Origin of the sequence: Luteolibacter sp. Y139, from assembly GCF_038066715.1 — a bacterium.
Classification (GTDB): Bacteria; Verrucomicrobiota; Verrucomicrobiia; order Verrucomicrobiales; family Akkermansiaceae; genus Haloferula; species Haloferula soli.
Window position 1 is genome coordinate 767,782 of sequence record NZ_JBBUKT010000001.1, and the last position, 19,645, is coordinate 787,426.

At 62.7% G+C, this 19,645-nt stretch carries 12 protein-coding genes and 1 tRNA gene; 7 read left to right on the plus strand and 6 right to left on the minus strand.

Features of this window, described 5'->3' with window-relative positions; all coding sequences use genetic code 11:
• Positions 1–4 precede the first annotated feature (4 nt).
• On the minus strand, positions 5–1,597 hold the full coding sequence (gene rtcR, locus WKV53_RS03340) for an RNA repair transcriptional activator RtcR (RefSeq protein ID WP_341402932.1): 1,593 nt from the start codon (positions 1,595–1,597) through the stop codon (positions 5–7).
• A gap of 216 nt (positions 1,598–1,813) precedes the next feature.
• Here rtcR and WKV53_RS03345 point away from each other — a divergent pair, with 216 nt between their 5' ends.
• The 6 genes from WKV53_RS03345 (at position 1,814) to hpf (ending at position 8,484) form a co-directional block, all read left to right on the plus strand.
• Positions 1,814–3,388 (plus strand): vWA domain-containing protein, encoded by a 1,575-nt coding sequence (locus WKV53_RS03345; RefSeq protein WP_341402933.1) that lies wholly within the window; start codon positions 1,814–1,816, stop codon positions 3,386–3,388.
• 310 nt (positions 3,389–3,698) lie between these two features.
• A tRNA-OTHER gene (locus tag WKV53_RS03350) sits at positions 3,699–3,822 on the plus strand.
• Positions 3,823–4,441: 619 nt separating this feature from the next.
• The gene (locus tag WKV53_RS03355) at positions 4,442–5,923 is read left to right on the plus strand and encodes an RtcB family protein (protein ID WP_341402934.1); all 1,482 of its coding nucleotides are present in this window, start codon (positions 4,442–4,444) and stop codon (positions 5,921–5,923) included.
• 73 nt (positions 5,924–5,996) lie between these two features.
• Positions 5,997–7,013, plus strand: a complete 1,017-nt coding sequence (gene rtcA, locus WKV53_RS03360; RefSeq protein WP_341402935.1) for an RNA 3'-terminal phosphate cyclase — start codon at positions 5,997–5,999, stop codon at positions 7,011–7,013.
• A gap of 43 nt (positions 7,014–7,056) precedes the next feature.
• Entirely contained in the window at positions 7,057–7,710 is a 654-nt protein-coding gene (locus WKV53_RS03365; protein WP_341402936.1) for an HAD family hydrolase, read from the plus strand.
• Between the two features lie 186 nt (positions 7,711–7,896).
• A complete protein-coding gene (gene hpf, locus WKV53_RS03370) occupies positions 7,897–8,484 on the plus strand; it encodes a ribosome hibernation-promoting factor, HPF/YfiA family (RefSeq protein WP_341402937.1) in 588 nt (195 codons plus the stop codon).
• A gap of 79 nt (positions 8,485–8,563) precedes the next feature.
• Here hpf and WKV53_RS03375 read toward each other — a convergent pair whose 3' ends face one another.
• Genes WKV53_RS03375 through WKV53_RS03390 form a run of 4 tightly spaced genes read right to left on the minus strand, consistent with a single transcriptional unit; the run spans position 8,564 to position 16,665 of the window.
• The gene (locus WKV53_RS03375) at positions 8,564–11,569 is read right to left on the minus strand and encodes a UvrD-helicase domain-containing protein (RefSeq protein WP_341402938.1); all 3,006 of its coding nucleotides are present in this window, start codon (positions 11,567–11,569) and stop codon (positions 8,564–8,566) included.
• Positions 11,548–14,229 carry a PD-(D/E)XK nuclease family protein gene (locus WKV53_RS03380; protein WP_341402939.1) on the minus strand — a complete coding sequence of 894 codons (2,682 nt, stop codon included), beginning with the start codon at positions 14,227–14,229 and terminating at the stop codon, positions 11,548–11,550. Before WKV53_RS03380 ends, WKV53_RS03375 begins: the two co-directional genes overlap by 22 nt.
• 50 nt (positions 14,230–14,279) lie before the next feature.
• Positions 14,280–14,576: a hypothetical protein gene (locus tag WKV53_RS03385; RefSeq protein ID WP_341402940.1), complete on the minus strand. Its 297-nt coding sequence runs from the start codon at positions 14,574–14,576 to the stop codon at positions 14,280–14,282.
• A gap of 46 nt (positions 14,577–14,622) precedes the next feature.
• Entirely contained in the window at positions 14,623–16,665 is a 2,043-nt protein-coding gene (locus WKV53_RS03390; RefSeq protein WP_341402941.1) for a thioredoxin domain-containing protein, read from the minus strand.
• 162 nt (positions 16,666–16,827) lie between these two features.
• Here WKV53_RS03390 and WKV53_RS03395 point away from each other — a divergent pair, with 162 nt between their 5' ends.
• A complete protein-coding gene (locus WKV53_RS03395; RefSeq protein ID WP_341402942.1) occupies positions 16,828–18,420 on the plus strand; it encodes a hypothetical protein in 1,593 nt (530 codons plus the stop codon).
• Here the strand turns inward: WKV53_RS03395 and WKV53_RS03400 are convergent.
• Positions 18,408–19,589: a cysteine desulfurase family protein gene (locus WKV53_RS03400; protein ID WP_341402943.1), complete on the minus strand. Its 1,182-nt coding sequence runs from the start codon at positions 19,587–19,589 to the stop codon at positions 18,408–18,410. The genes WKV53_RS03395 and WKV53_RS03400 overlap by 13 nt on opposite strands.
• Between the last annotated feature and the right edge of the window lie 56 nt (positions 19,590–19,645).

The window sequence follows — 19,645 nt, forward strand, 5'->3', positions numbered from 1 at the left end:
TTTTTCATTCGCGGCAGCGCTCGAAATCCAACCCAAACTTCGCGAGGTATTTCTTCAAGCGGTCCGCATCGTTGGTCACCGAACGCTTCTTGCGCGAGACGGAAAACAACTCCCGTCCCGCTTCCGAAAGCGTCCGCGACCTCCGGCAAACCGACACCACATGCGCGAGCTGGACCCGATCGAAGGGATCGATCTCCTCGTCCAACAGCCCTTCCAGCGAGATCCCATCTACGACATCCCCCGTAGTTCCCGGACGCTTCCAGCTTTCCCGCAGGCGCTCGATTTCCTCATCCACTTCCTCCACCCGGATCCGTCCTCGTGGAGCGAGCGTGGCCATCCGGGTGATCGCCGCATTGAGATCACGGAAGTTGCCACTCCACGGAGTGTCCGCCGCCTCGGCGAACTTGAGGAATGCCTGCCGCGCCTCCTTGTTGAAGCTCACCTGCTTCCCATTCGCCCGCGCATAGCGCTCCAGCTCGAATTCCAGGTTCGGTGCAATGTCCTCCCGACGCTGCTTCAGCGCCGGCAGCTCGAAGGTCCACAGATGGATCCGGGCTAACAAATCCTCGCGAAAGCGCCCGCTCACCACCGACTCGCGCAGGTCGCGGTTGGTCCCCGCAATCAGCTGGAAATCGCTCGTCACCGGCTTGTCAGAGCCCACCGGCAGAAAGGTCTTGTCCTCCAGCGCCCGCAGCAACATCGCCTGTTCGTCCGCCCCCAGCTCCCCGATCTCATCCAGGAAGAGCAGCCCGCCATCAGCCTCACGCAGCAAACCCGGCCGGTCCTTCTGGGCACCGGTGAAGGACCCGCGCACATGCCCGAACAAGGCCGAAGCCGCCGTGTCGCCGCGCAAGGTCGCGCAGTTCATCTCCACGAAGTTACCCCGCAGCCCGCCCCGCTGCTTCCGCAGGTCGAAGATCCGTCGCGCGAGATGCGACTTGCCCGCCCCCGTCGGCCCGCAGAGCAACATCGGCGCCTGCGAGCGCAGGGCCACCTGCTCGATCCGGTCGATCAGCCGGTTGAATCCCGCATTCCTCGTCGCGATCCCGCTTTTCAGGAAAGCCGTGGTCTCCACCGCATCGCGGGCGAAGCGCGTACTAAGGGCATCGTACTTCGAAAGATCCAGGTCGATCACCGCATAGCGTCCCGCAGGATCGCTCGTTCGCTGGGTCGTGCGCGGAGACGTCTGGATCAGCTTCGCCGGCAAATAACCCGCTTCCACCAGCAGGAAGAATGAAATCTGGGCAATGTGGGTGCCAGTCGTGATGTGCACCCAATATTCCTCCCGCTCCGGGTCGAAGGCATAGTCACGTGCCCAGTCATGCAGCGCCCCATAGACCGTGGCCAAATCCCACGGATCTTTTCCAAAGTCCACGACGTGCTGGCGGACCTCGGTTTCAGGCGACACCAGCCGCACGTCCTCCGACACCCGGTTGTGAAGGTGAGAAAATTGCCTCTCCGCCAGGAGTTCGAAGCGATCGAACAGCAGCTCCTCATGCTGGAACAGCGACACGCTCGGTCGCCAACCCTCCCAACGGTCCGGATTGAATCCCATATCCAGCTTGGTTCCAAGCAGGCCGATCACCACGCGCTTCACGCCCTCCACCTACTCTATCCATTTGGATAACTCACGCTCTATTTCGCTACTTTTACTTAATCATTCAGCACCTCGATTCACCTCCGGGATTTTCCCTTTAGAATTTCATCTGATTAATTTGCAACATCTTACACCCAACCACATCCTCCCACCACCTCCCCTTGGCACGCCTCATGCCATTACTCTTTCGTCCGGCGCAACCACCGGACGACCACAATGGCGAATAAGAACCTCTTCCAAGCGATCCGCGGCGCACTCGTGCCCGCGGCCACCGTCCGCAACGACGCCGGAGCCCCGGCCTACGAATTGTCGCCAAAGGCCACCCTTGCACGACTTGCCGCCACCGGCTGCCTGAACCGCACCTTCTACGCCACTGCCGAAACCCAGCTCGACCGAGTGCTCGAGCTCGCTCGCCAGGTGGACGTCGACTTCCTCGCACAGACCGCCCTCTACGCCCGGCGCAAGGGCTTCATGAAGGACATGCCAGCCTTGCTCTGCGCGGTGCTCGCCACCCGCGATCTCGACCGGCTCTCCGAGATCTTCCCGCAAGTCATCGACAACGGGAAGATGCTCCGGAACTTCGTGCAAATCCTCCGCTCCGGCGTCACCGGCCGCAAGTCGCTCGGCTCCGCGCCAAAGCGTCTCGTCCGCCAGTGGCTCGAGCGGGCCAACGAACGTCAGCTCGTCAACGCATCGATCGGCAACGATCCCTCGCTGGCGGATGTCGTGAAGATGGTCCACCCGCGCCCGGCCGATACCGTCCGCCAGGCCTTCTACGCCTGGCTGGTCGGCAAGCCCTACGACACCGCCGCCCTTCCTGAAACCTTGCGCGCCTTCGAGGCGTGGAAGCTTTCCCGCGAGGGCCAGGTGCCGGACGTGCCGTTCCAGATGCTCACCGCGCTGGATCTCGGAGACCGGGAGTGGGCGATGATCGCCGGAACCGCCTCGTGGCAAACCACGCGGATGAACCTGAACACCTTTGCCCGTCACGGTGTGTTCAAGTTCTGCGGCATGGCGGAAAAGCTGGCCGCACGGTTGGCCGATCCGGACCAAGTCCGGCGTGCCCGGGTCTTCCCCTATCAGCTTCTGGTCGCGTTCTTGAACGCGGACAAGGCCGTGCCGGGAGTGCTCCGGGAAGCCCTTCAGGACGCGATGGAAGTCGCGATCTCGAACGTGCCGGAAATCAGCGGCTCGGTGGTGGTCTGCGCGGACGTGTCCGGGTCCATGCACGGACCCGTCACCGGATACCGGAAGGGCTCCAGCTCGGCCGTGCGCTGTGTCGATGTCGCGGGCTTGGTGGCCGCCGCCTTCCTGCGGAAGAACCGGAACGCCCGGATCATTCCGTTCAAGGAGGACGTCGTCCCGCTGGAACTCAATCCGCGCGATACCGTCATGACCAATGCGACCAAGCTCTCGAGCCTGCCACCGGGCGCGACCAACTGCTCGGCCCCGCTGCGGCTGCTCAACACGGAAAAGGCGACCCCCGACCTGGTGGTCTTCGTTTCCGACAACGAATCCTGGGCCGACCCCAAGGCCAATCGTGGAACCGCCATGATGACCGAATGGGAAAAGCTCAAGACCCGCAACCCGAAGGCCCGTCTCGTCTGCATCGACCTGGTGCCAAACACCACCGCGCAGGCCCCGGACCGCAAGGACATCCTCAATATCGGCGGCTTCAGCGACACCGTCTTCGACCTCATCGCCGCCTTCGCGGCGGGGGCCGATGGAACCGATCACTGGATCCGTGAGATCGAACTTCAACCACTCAATGAACGCATGAAACTCGCATGAACGACTCTGCCGTCACGGTGGATGCCAAGGGGACTACACGTACCAAAACGTTCGAGCCTCTCAAGCTCGCCGTCTCCTGAATCCTTGCCGCCGTGACGGCATCGCCTTGACCGTGGCCGCGGCATCCCGCCGCAAGCCATCGAACGATCTGCCGGCGCGGCGGATGCCGGTGAAGACTACAACTCCATTGCTCATGGCACCACGTCTTCTCCATCCCTCGCCGCCGCGCCAGCACACTCTCTCTTGCCGAATGCGGAAGAAACTACATTGGAAACCGGAGGTCACGGGTTCGAGTCCCGTCTCCACCCTCGGGTGGAGTGGAGCAGTGGCGGCTCGCCGGTTGTGCGTTTCTTCCATCCCCTTGTCGGCAACCTCACTTCCGCGAATGCCCGGAAAGATTACACCGGTCGTTGGTTCGAATCCAACCCCGCCCCCGGCGGGTAGCTCAGTCGGGTAGAGCAGTTACTACGGATCTTTCAAATCTTCGTCGCGGTCCCCTTTCAAATGCTGAATGCCGGCGGGACTACACCTGGTAACCAGCGGGTTCAACTCCCGCACGGGTCGCAAGACCCGAAAACGTCCCGCCAATCCTCGTCAGCGCCTCTCTTCCGCGAATGCAGGAAGGACTACATCGTTAAACCATTGGTCGCCGGTTCGAATCCGGTCCCGCACGTCGGGTAGCTCAGTCTGGTAGAGCAGTGAAAAAAGCGTCCTTCCGATCCTAGTCGTGGATCTCCCTTCTAACACTCAATCGGCGAATGCCGGTGGAACTACATCACTCATAATGACCAGGCCGCCGGTTCGAGTCCGGCCCGGGCGGCAAAAAAGCCCGGTAGCTCAGTTGGTAGAGCAGGAACGTTTCACCAATCCCTTGTCGCCGTCCCCTTTCATCGTGAATGCCGCGAAGACTACAATGACTCTGGTGCCGAAAGGCGTGCGGGTAACCAACCCCGCCGGGCGCAATGCCTGTGGCGGAATCAGACGCATCAGAAGGAAGTCTTCGCCCACCTTGTCACGATGACCCTTTCAAGCTCCATTCCATCCAGATATCCCATGACCATCCACAAGACCGACGAAGCCCTCGGCTTCCTCCCTCTCCCCGGTGACAACGGCAAGCCGATCACCGTGGTCGGCACCGACGCGATCCGCGATTCCTTCGACCAGACCTGTCTCGATCAGGCCGTGAACTCGCGCATGGCTCCGGGCGTCACCGATGTGATCCTCAATCCCGACGGCCACGCCGGCTACGGCGCACCGGTCGGTTGCGTGATGGTTTCGCCAACCCACATCTACCCGGGCCCGGTCGGGGTGGACATCAAGTGCTCCATGTCGCTGCTCCAGCTCGATATCCCCGAGGACGCGATCGTCGATAAAGCAACGCGCCGAGCGCTGATCAATGCCATCGTTGAACGCACTCCCACCGGTGCCGGCCGCGGCCAGCGCTCGGTGAAGAAGGCCCGCCGCGTGGACCAAGTGCTCGGAACCCGCGCCGTCACCGAAGGTGCGGTAGCGGACGTCTGCGAAGCTCTCGGGATCCCACCCGAGTGGGCATCGCGATGCGAAGACTCCACCCATCACGGCCACGATGGGACCTACGATGCCCTTCGTACTCGCCTCGATTGGATCCTCGCCCAAGGACGCATCCGGAACTTCGCCGACAAGATCGGACAGCTCGGCTCCTACGGCGGAGGAAACCACTTCGGCGAATGCGAGATCACCCGCATCACGGATCGCCCGTGGGCACGTGACACTGCGAAGTCCTTCGGCCTGCAGGATGGGAAGGTCTCCTTCCTCAGCCACTGCGGATCGCGCGGCTTCGGGAACCTGCTCGCGCAGGGCCAGTTCAAGGACTTGGAAAACAAGTTCCGCACCTGGAGCACCCCCTTCCCGGCCGGTGACAAGCAGCTCGTCTACGCCCCGCTTGGAACCCCCGAAGCGGACGCCTACCTCGATGACATGGCCCTCGGCGCGAACTTCGCCACGGTGAATCACCTCCTGATCAATGCCCTCGTATTGGAGGCATTCCAGGAAGTGCTCCCGGGCGCGAAGGGACAGCTCGTCTATTTCATCTCGCACAATATTGCGCGGGAAGAAATCGTCGACGGCCGCAAGTCGTGGGTCCACCGCAAGGGCGCGACTCGTGCGATCCCCGCCGGTCACTTCTCACTCGCCGATACGCCGTTCGCCTCGACCGGTCATCCGATCCTGCTCCCGGGAAATCCCCGCGATGGCTCGGTCGTCATGGTCGCGAAGGCCGGAGCCGAACGCACCGCCTGGTCCGTCAATCACGGCGCCGGTCGCCGCATGGGCCGCAAGCACGCAGCCCGCACCCTCGACCAGAAAGCCGTGGATGCCGACTTCGACGCCAACGACATCCTGTCCAACTGCCGCAAGTATCCCATCGACGAAGCACCCGACGCCTACAAGGACTTCCCCGAAGTCCTACGCAGCGTCGAGTCCGCCGGCCTCGCAGAAACCGTAGCCAAGCTCCAAGCTCGCTTCGTCATCAAGGACGAGGCCGCCGCCGATGACTAACCTGAGGAGGGGGGACACTCTTGTCCCCCCTTCTTTTAGGCGACACTAGTCTCGCCTCTCTCCGACCTCCTTCATGAAACCTCTCCAACTCGACGGCTCCGCCGGCGGCGGCCAGATCCTCCGCACCGCGCTCTCGCTGTCCATGATCACCGGCCAACCCTTCCGCATCACGAACATCCGCGGCAAGCGCTCTCGACCCGGCCTCATGCGCCAGCATCTCACCTGCGTGAAGGCAGCCTGCGAGATCTCCGGCGGCATCGCCGACGGCGCGGAAATCGGCTCCACCGAACTTGTCTTCCGCGCCGGCAAAGTACGAGCCGGATCGTACCAATTCGCCATCGGCACCGCAGGCAGCACCGGACTCTTGTTCCAGACCCTGCTGCCCGCGCTCTGGCACGCAGACGGGCCCAGCACCCTGCGTCTCGAAGGCGGCACCCACAATCCGCTCGCCCCTCCCTTCGATTTCCTCGAACGCGTCTTCCTGCCCACCCTGCAGAAAGCCGGCATCGAAACCTCCATCTCACTCGAAAGCGCCGGCTTCGCCCCGGCCGGCGGCGGCACCATCATCGCCACCATCCATCCCTGCACCAAGCTCACCCCGCTCGACCTGTCCGCCCGGCCAGAGTCGACTGGCTCGCGGATCCGCGTGCTCACCCGTCACCTCCCGCTCTCCATCGCCGGGCGGATGCTCGATGCCGCCCTCGAGGTGCTCCCCTGCAGGGACGCCACCGTCGAAAGCTGCGAACCCGGCCCCGGTGCCGGCGTCTGCTGCCTCGTCGAAGGCCAGTTCGGCGACCTGCGCGAGCTCACCAGCACCTTCGGCGAGCAAGGCGTTGGCGCCGAGAAACTCGGCCATCGCGCCGCCAAGCTGATGCAGGATTTCCTCGGCTCCGGCGCTCCGGTGGGCCGATGTCTCGCGGACCAGCTTCTACTTCCCATGGCCTTAGCCGGCGACGGTCGCATCGTCACCATGTCGCCGGACGCTCACGTCCCGACCAACATCGCGGTGATCGAGAAATTCCTGCCCGTGAAATTCCACGTCAGCGATGGCGAGCGGGGAACCAAGGTGATCGAGGTCACCCGTGATTGATCGCTTGCCCGCAAGGCTCGGACCGGCCTTTCATCCGCCCGCGATGAAACCCGGCCTGATTTTCGACCTCGATGGCACCCTGATCGATTCCCTGCCCGGCATCGCCGCCTCCTTGAATCGCGCGCTCGTGAGCTGTGGCCTGCCCAGCCATCCCGACAGCGACGTGCGCCGCTTCATCGGCAATGGCTCCTATGAGCTCGCCCGCAAGGCGATGCCGGACGGCTCACTCCCCGATGACATCCTCGACGTCGAAACCGCCTTCAAGGACGACTACGCCCTCACTTGGCCGGAAGGCACCGCTCCCTACGATGGCATCCACGAGTGCCTCGATGCACTCGCCACCGCAGGCTTCAAATTGGCAGTTCTCTCCAATAAGCCCCACCCCTTCACTGTCGAAATCGTACAACGCCTTTTCCCCGGCGTTCCCTTTGACCCCGTCTTCGGCCAGCGCCCGGACACCCCCCGCAAGCCGCATCCGGACGCCGCACTCCAGATCGCCCGCTACTGGGGACTTCCGGCCGAGCGCTGCCGCTTTATCGGCGACTCCACGGTGGACCTTGAAACCGCCCGCGGTGCCGGGATGCCCGCCATCGCCGTCGGCTGGGGCTATCACGACGCTCCCGCCCTGCTCGCCGCCGGAGCCGGCGAGGTCTTGAAAAAAGTGACGGATCTGGACGCGGCCCTCGCCGGTGCCTGATCCTCAGTCAAATCCGCGTCAGCGACGGGAATCTCGCGCATGATCGGGAGCGTGCGCTATGCAAATGATGCCGCGTTTTCCACAAGAAGGGAGTGGCAAAATCGTCAGGGATGGTCCAGTCTGCTAGGTGGATAGGGCGGATAAAACCGCCGTCCATTCACCCATAAACAAATAGGAGAATAGACCATGCAAACCGCAAACGTGAACCTGCCAATAACGGTCACCGTTCGTCATGAAGCTGTGACCGATTCGCTGCGCGACTACGCCCAAAAGAAGATCGAGGGTCTCCACCTCGACTATCCGCGCATTATCGAAGCGAAGGCCATTCTCGACGTTCAGAAAAACCGCCACATCGCGGAAATCATCCTTTTTTGCGCCAATCACATCACGATCGAGGCCCACACCGAAGGGCAGGATATGTACGCCGCCATCGACGAAACGATCGACAAGATCGCCCGCCGCATGCGGAAGCACAAGACGCGCCTCATGAAGAAGAAGCGCCCGCACCGGAATGACTCCATCCGGCACCTCGACGAGCGCTACTTCCGTGACGAGATCATCGACCACCCGGAAGAATCCGAGTCCGATCCCGAGCCATTCCTCGTGCATCCCGAGAAGTACCGTCTCAAGACGATGTACAAGGAAGACGCCGTCATGGAACTCGAACTCTCCGACCGCCCCTTCGTCCTCTACAAGAGCGCGCGCCGCGGTTGCCTGACCATCCTCTACCGCCGCAAGGACGGCGAATACGGAGCCATCGACATCAAGGAATAACCTGACTTTCTCAACCCCGACATCTCACGCCCGCCCGGCCTAGCCGCGGCGGGCGTCTTCTTTGAAACGGGGCCGCTACCTATAAGACAACCACCTCGCGAAGCTTCGTCGAGAGCAGCACGCAGCCAACTGGAACCTCTCCAAACGCCTTCGAAAGCACGTCCCGGTAAGCAGCCATCTGACCGGCATAGCGCTCCGCCAATTGCTCCGCCTTTTCCACGGCATCTGTCTTGAAGTCGATCAGTTCCAGCGCAGTGACCTTCCCATCATCACCCCGGATCACATGAAGTCGGTCAATCACTCCGCTCAGCCACTTGCCATCGAGGATCGCCTCCACCGGTTGCTCCCGGAACAGCGAGACGTTCCGCCCCTTTCGAGAGAGAACCTCATTAACTGCAGGTTTCGCCAGAAGCCCGCGGATCAGTGCACCTGCATCGCCCGGCGGCAACTTCGGCGGATCATCGTCCACCCAGCCAATGCGCTCGAAGAGCGAGTGAACGTCGCGCCCCAAGGCCATGCCCGCCAGGGACGGCATCACCGCATGCACCGCCTTCGCTCCCGAGGGAGAGGTGCGGGCCCGGCGAGGCTTCGCCACACCTAGCTGGGGAATCGGCGGCTTCACCACGGACTGGCGATCCGGCACATCGCGCCACCACCCCGGATCGCCGGACTGGAAGCTGTCACCCGCCGAGCGGGCGATCCAATTCGCGGGAGATTTCCACTCGCCCGGATCCTTCCGCGACTTCGGCACCTCCGGCAGCAGCACATAGAGCCCGCGCTTCGCCCGGGTGAGCGCCACGTAGAGCACACACATCGCCTCATAGCGCTGGTCATCCGCCCAAGCCTCCTCCGCTGAGCAAAGCGAGGATACCAGCGAGCGAACCCACGAAGCCGGCGGCGCAAGCAACCACGGGTCTCCCGCATGCAAGCCGCGGGCCACATTGAAGTCGCCGTGATTCGGCACCTGGGCGTCTTCCATTTCCGGCAATACCACGACATCGAAGCCAAGGCCCTTCGACTTGTGGATGGTGAGCACCTGCACCGCCGCCGCACCGGGACTCTGCGGGATCTCCAGGTCAGTGATCCAGCGCACCACCTCGCGCGGCGTTCCGGCACCGGAGGCATCGAACTCCGCCAGCGCACCGATCACGTCTCCTGCACGACGCCGCGAGAACTCGGACATGTCCTTCCACAAGGGCTCGACGAGTCCCTCCACCATCGCGGCAAAGCCATGCTCGCGCGCCGCCTTCAGCAGGCCTTCCCAAGCCGCTTGCCAATGTTCACCATGACGCTCCTTGAGAATCCCATCCAGCGGCGACATCGCAATGACCTGCCGCGCATAGGCATCATTCGGATCCGCCAGCCAGCGGATCAGGTGAAACAGCGCCACCCCCGGTGCATTGTCCGCCACCGGCTGGCGACGGCCCTCTTCGATCACATCGAAGCCCTCGTCGCGCAGCATCGCCGCCGTGGCGCGGACTTGGCTATTCGTCCTGACGAGGACACCGCATGTCAGATTCTTCTCGCCGACTCCGATCTCGCGCAAGAGTTCCACCAAGCGGTCTTCCCGATCATCTTTCGCCACCACCTCCACACGCGCTTCACCGGTGAGGTTCGGCTTGGCCGCCACGTGATCTTCCCACTGCCAGCGTCGCTCCATCTCCGGGCCGAAGAGTTCGCGAATGGTCGGAAAATCCCCGCACACGGCATTCACCAGATCCAGCACCGCAGGACAGGAGCGCCACGACTCCGGCATGGTACGCGTCGCGAGACCGCCGCCATAGCGATGGCTCACTTCGTCGAAAAGAGTCACATCACCACCACGCCAGCCGTAGATCGCCTGCTTGCGGTCACCCACGACGAAGAGCGTGCCATCGTCCCGCGTCGTCGCCTCGTCCAACAGCGGAACCAGACCCTGCCACTCGGCCAGGCTGGTGTCCTGGAACTCATCGAGCAGCCAGTGGTCGTAGTGGCCATCGAGGCGGAAATCGACCGCCTCGCGGCGCAGACGTGACTCCTCGTCCTTCGTCCAGCGCCCCAGCAATACCTTCACGTCATCGAAGCCTAACAGCCCCTTGCGCCTCAGTCTCCGCTCGCACTCGTCATCCAGGCTGGCCACCAGATCTGCCACCGCCCGGGTTCGCCCGACCGACGCCGCCAACTCGCAGCCGGCCAGCAAGCGGAAGACCTCACGCCAGCGGCCGGACGTTGCTTCGGAGAAACGCACCAAGGTCCTGCCAAACGGCACCTCGATCACACCCTCCGCAGAGACTGCCTCTAACAAGCGCTCGAAAAGCACACCCGCCTTCGAAATCTTGCCGCTTCCCACCGTGTGACCCTCGAATTGATCCAGCAGCTTCAGCGCCGACTCTGGCAAGCCATCCTTCCGGAGCGCATCTAGCAGCGTGCGTTTGTCGCGCTCCCACGCCTCCACCTCCGGCAATCCCGCGAAAAGCGCCGCCCCGCCCCATCCCTCGAGTTTGACACCGGTCTTCCACAGCCCGTGCCAATGGCGAAGAAACTCCTCGATATTCCTCAGCACGCTGGTGCCTTCCTTGCCCATCGTCGCACGACGGAAAGCATTGAGAAAATCTTCCGCACCCTCTCGCTCCAGCGCAGCACCCAGCAACTCCGTGAGCATGTCGGACATCGCGGCTTCCAGCTTCGGACCTTCGATCAATTCGAAGGTGCCGCCGGTAAGACCCAGCTCATACTGGAACCCTCGTACCACACGGGCGAAGAAGCCGTCCATGGTGCCGAGCTGGAACACCGGCAGCACGCGGATGATCCGCGCAAGGGTCTTCCTCGCATCGAAAGGTTCGCCGATCTGGGCACCGAGCTTTTGCTCCTCCTCCGGATCCATCGCACAATCCGCGAGCTTCGATAGCACCGAGTCCGCGAACTCCCCCGCCGCCTTCCGGGTAAAGGTAAGCGCCACAATGCGGCCGGGATCCACCTCGCGAGAGCCGACCAGGCCGATCACACGATTGCCCAGCTGGAAGGTCTTCCCCGACCCTGCCGAAGCCAGGATCATGAGATTTTTGGAAAGGATCGAAGGCACGCTCACGCGGCACCTCCCTTCCACGTCACGGATTCCCCGAGGCTGCGACCCAGCTCGAGCACAGCATAATCATCGAAGTCAACCTTCTCCGCCGGCGGCCAGAAGACCTGGTTCTTCACTTGCCCCACGATCCATCGCGCACAAGCCAGCGCGGAGTCGCGGTCGGCGATCGAAAAGCCATCCCACAGCGAAAGCTTCACGTCTCCCTCCGTCGCGCCGAGTTGGAAATAGCCGAGCTCATCGACGTCTCCCAATGCCGCCGAATAAAGTGCCACCTGAAGATTCTTCCAACGCTTCGGCTTGCCGTCCGAGCCCGTACAGAGGATCTGCGGCACGTTCTCCAGATGCGCGGGAAAGCGCGTGCTCGCGACGATTCCCGTCCGGTGCGAGCTTTCGACCGGCCCCGCTGTCGTTCCCGTCTTGTAATCAAGCACGCGCCTCCGCCCGTCGTCATGACGCTCGATGCGATCGACCCGCCCGACCACCGTCACTCCGTCGATATCCAGTTCGAATTTCGTCTCCACCTCTGCGATCTGCCAGCCACGCTCCCTTTCCCCCGCCTGGATGCGGGCAAACCACGACAGCCGCTGGCGCATCGACTCGCGCTGGATGCGAATGGCCAGCGGCACCTTCGAGCCAAACCGTTCCGCAATCACCCGGTCGAGTTCTTCATGCACCCACGCCTCGATCGCTGCCTCCTTTGAAAAGTCCTTCGCCTCCCCATCAAGCGCCCAGCGCTCCACGATGATGTGGGCCACGTTGCCGAAGTCGCGCTGATTCCACTCGACCCGCTCGGGATCCGGCTCGCTCATGCCGGCAATGTGCTTCAGGTAGAAGCGGAACGGACACGCGAGATAATCGGCGAATGTGGTCACGCCAATCCGTGGCTCCTTGTCGATCACCGGCGGCTTCCATCTCCATATCTCGTCGAGCGTCCATGCCAGCGATGAATCCGGCGGCTCGATTTCCCGGAAGAGCTTCTTCACGCGAAGGGGCAGCTCGCCTTCATCCGTCGCCAGGAGCAGGCGCGACGGCAGCAGCACGTCGCCATCCGAACCGGTCTTTGCAAGCAGCAGATCGACACGTCCATCATTGCGCCGCACTTCGATCATCGCCGTCAGCAAATAGGCATCGCGCGCATGCCGTGCGGCATCATGGGACAAGCCTAACAGCCTGCGCGTGCCTTCCGGAAGCCACGCATCGCTGCTCGCACGCCCGGGAACCAACCCCTCGTTCATGCCACAGACGATGAGGTGCTTGCCAGGCTCGTGGAAAAGCTCCAGCCACCCTTGGATATCGAGCACACGATCCTCCGGCGGGACGACCGTGCCCTCGGGCAAGGTCGAGCACAGCAGATCGATCCAGAGCCCAGGCTCACGCCGGACCTCCTCCGCGACGGAAGCAGTGGCATCGAGCCATTCGAAGATCGCGCCGCTCCTCTCGCCACGGGGATCGATCCGCTCCAACAAACGACTCAGTCCAGCATGGGCACCCTCACGCAAGAAAACCGCGCGGTGCCGTTGCAGCGACTCCAGCGTCTCCTCCGCAAGTTGGAGCGCCTCAGGATTGCGGGAGGTCACCGTGGCGATCCGCTGCAAGTCATCCCGATCCCGAGCCAGCCACTGGTCTCGCGCTGCGGACAAGGCCATCACCCGCTGGGCACGCTTGCCTCCGATCAGCGCACCGGTTTCAGCGTAGCCTAACAGATCGATCGCCTCCGCGGCATCCGGCCGCGAAACAAACTGCCGCCAAGCCGCCAGCCACGCTTTCAGCGGCGCGGGCGGCAAGTGGGCCGGATCGTGCAGCACCCAACCGCTGCGGCCGAACGCACGCACCAATTCGCCGGCCGTCGCCTCGTCGGCGGAGCCAAGCACAAGATCATCCGATGATGTTCCCGCGGTAGCCGCGATCTGCATCGCTTCCGCTGCCTGCTGTCGCGGATCCGCGGTAAGCGTGACACTGCCGCTTTCCGGCCAGGCAATCTTTCGCTCCGTCCATCCCACAACCGGCCTGCCAAATTCATCAAACAATCCCGCCTCGCTTCCCGGCGCACCGATCAGGACGATCGCCTCCGACAAATGACGAACGACCGCCGCAGGAAAATCCGGCACCCCTGCGAGCACGATACGCCGCGTCGCATCGATCTCCGTCCCGCGAGCCACCACCCTGCTACGGCTCTCAAATCTCCATCGCTTCAATTGCTGCTCCACCTTCACCTCCAAGGCGGCAAGTGCCTCCCAGCGCTCTCCCTCCACCGTCTTCCCCAATCGCCGCGCCGCATCGGCAAGCATCAGCGCATTCTCCTGCAGGCTCTTTCTCACCCCGGTCAGCGATTTCGCCAGCCCCATCGCCCAGCCCGGAGCCTCGTCCTCGCCGGGTGGGAGCGGAAAGGCCGCCGCATACGGCGACCAATCGCCGATCGACTCCAAGACCTCCACCCAAGCCAGGAGCTCAATGGCCTCCGGCGCGGCTTCCTCCGTGTGCAGGAAATGGCCGGGCGTCACCACCCGCGGTGCGAGCAAGCCACCGGCCGCCTCGGCCAGCGCTTCCCGCAAAAGCCGCCCCGCCTGCGCCGTCGGCACCACCACCAGCATCCCCGGCAGCTCCTCCCGACGCGCCAACAGCCACTCTGTCAGCAGTCCGAGAAAGGGCCTGTGCCAGCCCAGGAAAACGCGCTCCGGCATGAGCTCATCTCACGCCGCGGAAGCTCGGGCGGCAATCGCATTTGAAGATCTCACCAAAAGAGATTCCTCAGCCACGATAACTTGTAGGAATTCGTCTTCAACGGCAGGAACAGAAACTCATCCTTACCCGCGATCTTCAACGAAAGCAGCGGCTTCCCGCCGGCATCATCCACCTTCACCAGCAGCGTCTTTCCCGCCTTCAGGCGATCCACATATCCCGCCACTTTGCCGTCCTGATAAATCACCACCCGTTGCGCCGCACCGGTGTCATTCTTGATCGCGATGTTTGCGGCTTGGGCGGCTCCGGCGAGATACACGCTGGTAAGGAAGATCGAGAGCGGTTTCATGCGGAAGTTCAGACGCTGGCGACCCTCGCCCCATTCACTTTCTTTTCTAGGGGAAAAATTCCCCCTTGTTCCAATCGACTGCCGAATTGACCGGAGGCAAACAAACCTGATTTATACAAACGATCACATCTCCGTCCCCCGGCGAACGAGTCCACACCGCGCGCGGGAGCCAAGTGCGGCGCATCGTTTCAGCTAGGCCAGGCTCGGGCGTCCCCCGGATTTCGATCTTCACGACACCGCGCTGATAAAGATCAAGCGCACCCAGCAACACCGGGACCGCGAAGGGCTGCGTTTGAGCCACACGGGAGCCAGCCCGCAGGATGGCTTCCGCCCGCTTGGCAAAGGCTGGCTCATCCAACAGCGTCGCCAGTTTGAGCAGATTCTCCGCAGCCACGTGGTTTGCGGAGGGCTCGGCTCCATCATAATCCTCGCGAATCACTAGCAAAGGCTCGCCGTTCAACTCCGCGCTAATCACGTAGCCCGCCTGGCTTTCCTCCCAGTGGTCACGGTCGAGCGCCGACTGAAGCTCACCCGCCCAATCCAGCCATGCCGCATCACCATCGGCACCGTGCATTTCAATGAGGCCGGAAATCAGGAACGCGTAGTCCGACGCAAATCCCGGAGCATCACCACGCTTGCCCCGATAGCTACGCCAGAGCTTCTCCCCGTCCCACAGTTCGCGGCGGATGAATTCGGCAGCACCGCGTGCCGCATCGGTAAGATCAGGGCGATCCAACACACGCCCACCCCGGGCAAAGGCCTCAATCATCAATCCATTCCAAGCCGTGATCAGCTTGTCATCCCGATGAGGCAGCGGCCGCAATCTACGCGCCCCTAACAAAACCTTTCCGGCTTCATCAAGCAGCGCGCGAATCTCGCCCTCAGGCAGATCGAATTGTTCCGCCAACCCTCCCAAGCCAACCGCTTGGAAGAGCGTATTCCGACCCTCAAGTTCCCCATGCGGATCACTCTCCGGACGCGCATTGCCATTCTCCTCCACACCATACGCCGCACAAAAAATCGCCGCGCTCCGGGCATCCAGCAGCCGATAGATCTCAGCCGCCTCCCAAGTCCAATAAGCCCCCTCCTTCTTCTCCGAATCCTCCGCCGAAGCAAGGCTGTCCGCATCCTCCGCTGCATGAAAGGCACCGCTCGGATCGAGCAGGTCGGTGAGCACGTAGCGGAAAATATCCTCCGCCACCTCGCGATCGCGATCATCTCCGCCAGCCTGCCACGCCTCCAGGTAGAGCAGGGCAATCTGCGCCTGATCATAGAGCATCTTCTCGTAGTGCGGCACATGCCAATACCGATCCACCGAGTAGCGATGGAACCCACCCGCCAGCTGATCATTCATTCCTCCCGCAGCCATCGCACGAAGCGTTCGACTCGTCATCTGCAGCGCCTCCTCCCTTTCATCACCATCGAATCGATCGGCAAGTTGCAGCAAGAGACGCGGCACCACCGGCCGCGGAAACTTCGGTGCGTTGCCAAAGCCCCCCAGCGCCGGATCGAACATCGCCTCGCATCGATCAATGAAATCGCCGAAAACCTTCTCCGTCGGCAAGCCATTGACGACCGACTCAGCAGACGACTGCTCGCGAAGGTGAGCCATCACCTTCGTCGCGCTGTCCTCCATCCGCGCGCGATCGTCCTGCCACAACCGGCCCAATTCAGCACAAAGCCGCGGGAATCCGGCACGCCCATAGCGATCCTCGGGCGGAAAGTAAGTGCCTCCCACCACCGGTTTCCCCTCCGGCGTCAGCCACACGCTCATCGGCCAACCGCCCTGACCCGTGGTCGCTTGGACAAACGCCATGTAGGTCGCATCAATGTCCGGCCGTTCCTCGCGGTCCACCTTCACGCAGATGAAATTCGCATTCATCACCCCGGCAATGGCATCGTTCTCGAAACTCTCCCGCTCCATCACATGGCACCAATGGCAGGTCGAGTAACCGATCGACAGAAAGACCAGCTTGTCCTCCTCCTTCGCCCGCGCGAACGCCGCCTCGCTCCACGGCAGCCAATCCACCGGATTGTGCGCGTGCTGCAGCAGGTAGGGTGAAGTCTCGTCCGCGAGGGCATTCGGCATGCGGGAAGCAAACCATGGAATGACCGGAAGACACGGTTTTTGACCAATGAAGGTTGGAACCCCATCCGGGCCTCGCCATTCTCCCCGATATTCTCCAGATTTTTCCAAGGAATCTCCCACCTCCGGTTCTTGAACCTGAAAGCCAACCGGCGTGACCCCACCATGAAAGCAGCAGCATCAGCCAAGAAACCGATCGCGTGGGTCACGGGACTCGCGCTCGTGGCAGGTTTGGCCTTGCTGCTTCGCCCACGCAATGATGGCAGGGCTGATTCGACACCGCCTTCCACAAAAAGCCCCGCGATCTCTTTCCCCGCCAGGAACAGCGAGCGCCCCTCCACGACTCCCCGGGAGGCCAGCAAACGAACCTCGCTCACCGTCGATGAATTGGTAGCCATCTACGAGAAGGAAGGCGCAGACGCCGCCCTAGCCGCTGCCAAAGGCCTCACCGGACCCGACCGCGACTCCCAAGTGGTCTTCATCCTCACCTATCTGGCCCGGATCGATCCCGAGTGGGTCGCGAAAGCCTTGGCCGAATCGGGGCTCTCCACCACTCATCAGGGCTTCATCGTCAGCGCCGTGATGGAGCATTGGAAGGATGGGGAGAAAGCCCTGGCCTGGGCCTCCGGCTTCACCGGAGACCTCCGCAAAAGCGCCGTGGGCATGGCCCTGCGCATCCTGGTGCGTACGGATCCTGAAAAGGCTCTCGCTTATGTGGACGCCATGCCCGACAGCGGCAATCGCAGTCAGGCCCTGACCGACCTCTTCGCCTCGTGGGGCGAGCATGATCCAAAGGCAGCTCTCGCCCATCTGGATCACCTCTCTCCGGACGAGCGTGTTCGGACGACCGAACTCATCGCCGGAGCATGGGCCCGGAAATCACCACGGGAAGTGATCGCATGGATCGGCACCGTTCAAGACAAGGCGACGTCGGATCGCCTGCTCCAAGAAGTCGCATTGAACTGGTCCTCGGTGGCGCTCGACGACGCCAAGGCATGGATTGCCACCCTGCCGGACTCGCTCAAAGCGGGCATTCTTGAAAGCATCGCCGAGCGCGAGCGGAACACGATCCGGTGCGGCGACGAGTCGACCCAACCGCCGCCCGACCAAGGATGGAAAAACAAACCCGTCGCCGAAATGACCGAAACGGATCTCCGGAACTGGGGCTTCCAGGATCCGACAGGAGCAAAGACCTATCTCGAACGGGCCACCGGCGAAACCGACTTGAGCGAGTTGGCAACCGCGGTCGCCGCCGGGATGACAGCGAAGGAGACTCCCGCAGCCATTTTTGAATGGGCGCAAAGCCTGGATGCCAAAACGGGGGGAAATGCAGCCCTCCGCCTTGCCATCATCTCATGGGCTAGCACCAAGCCTGCCGAAGCCGCCGACGCCATCGATCAAGCGGCACCCGAGCGACGCCTCCCCCTAGCAACCGCCCTTGCAGAAACGTGGAGCCGGAATGATCCCGCAGCTGCCGCCGCATGGGCCGCGAGCTACCCTGGCAACGACCAAAAGACCCTGGTTCGTGAAGTCATCCAGCAATGGGCCGGCTCCGAACCGCGCGAAGCCTATGCGTGGCTAGCCACGCTTCCGGCGGGTGGAAGCCGCGACGAGGGGATTTCTTACATGCTCATCCGGGAATCGTCATCGGACCCCGCATCGCTCGTCCCGTGGATTGAACTGCTCTCCACTCCCGAGCTTCAGAAAGAAAAGCGGGCAGTGCTGGATCAGGATCTAAAGCGGGCTCACGGCGAATAAACCACCACCGGCCCCGTGCTGCCCCCTTGGACACGGCGAAGTTTCTCCACCGACTTCTTCACCGCCTCCGCAGCGGCCATCGCCTCCTCCATCGTAGTGAGACAGGAGAAACCAAAGCGCAGGCTGCTCTTCGCCTTGGCATCGGAGAATCCCATTGCCTTCTGGACATGAGAAGGCTGCTGCTTCCCCGTCATACACGCGGAACCCGCCGAACAAGCAACGCCCAAATCATCTAACAGAATTAGCAAGCCCGCCGCTTCGCAACCCGTGAAGGAAAGATGACTCGTCCCCGGCAAGCGGTGAAGCAGATCGCCATTCACCGTGACCCCTTCAAGCTCACCCACGATCTTCGCCTCGAACGCATTGCGCAGCGCCACCGGACTCTCTTTCTTCAAAAGCCGCTCCATCGCAAGTTCCGCCGCCTTGCCCAGACCTACGATGCCCGCAGTATTTTCCGTCCCGCTCCGCCGGTCCTTCTCCTGGCCACCCCCGCGTAGCATCGGCTCGAAGCGGCAGCCACTGCGAATGTAGAGAGCCCCCACACCCTTCGGCCCGTGAAACTTGTGCGCCGAGAGCGAGAGAAAGTCGACGGGCACCTCGCCGACATTCACCGGGATCTTGCCGACCGCCTGGATCGCATCCGTATGAAAGGCGAGACCGTTCTCCTTCGCGATGGCACATGCCTCATCCACGGGCTGGATCACGCCCGTCTCGTTGTTCGCCCACATGATCGAGGCAAATCCCCCGCCCTCCCTCGCCGCCTCACAGGCCGCTTGAAATTCATCCACATTCAATCTCCCGCCCGCATCGACACCGACACGGGCCAACGGATACCCCACCTCGCCAAAAGTCTCACACGGCTTCAGCACCGCACTGTGCTCGATCGCGCTGGTAATCACTCGCCCGCTCTTCCGCCCGACGAGCCGCGCCAGCCACTTCAAGACGGAGTTCGTGCTCTCCGTGCCACCGCCCATAAACACAATCTCCTCCGCCCGCGCACCGATCAGCGCGGCCACCTTCTCCCGCGCCTCCTCGATCGCCCGGCGAGCTTCCTTCGCCCCGCGGTAACTGGCGTTTGGATTGTGAAATCCCTCCCGCAGCCACGGCAGCATGGCATCCAGCACCTCCGGCAGGAGCGGCGTCGTGGCGTTGGCATCCAAATAGATCACGCAGAGATGCTAGCTGCCCCCGCCATCCCCTGCAACGGTCGCCTGCTGGCGATTTC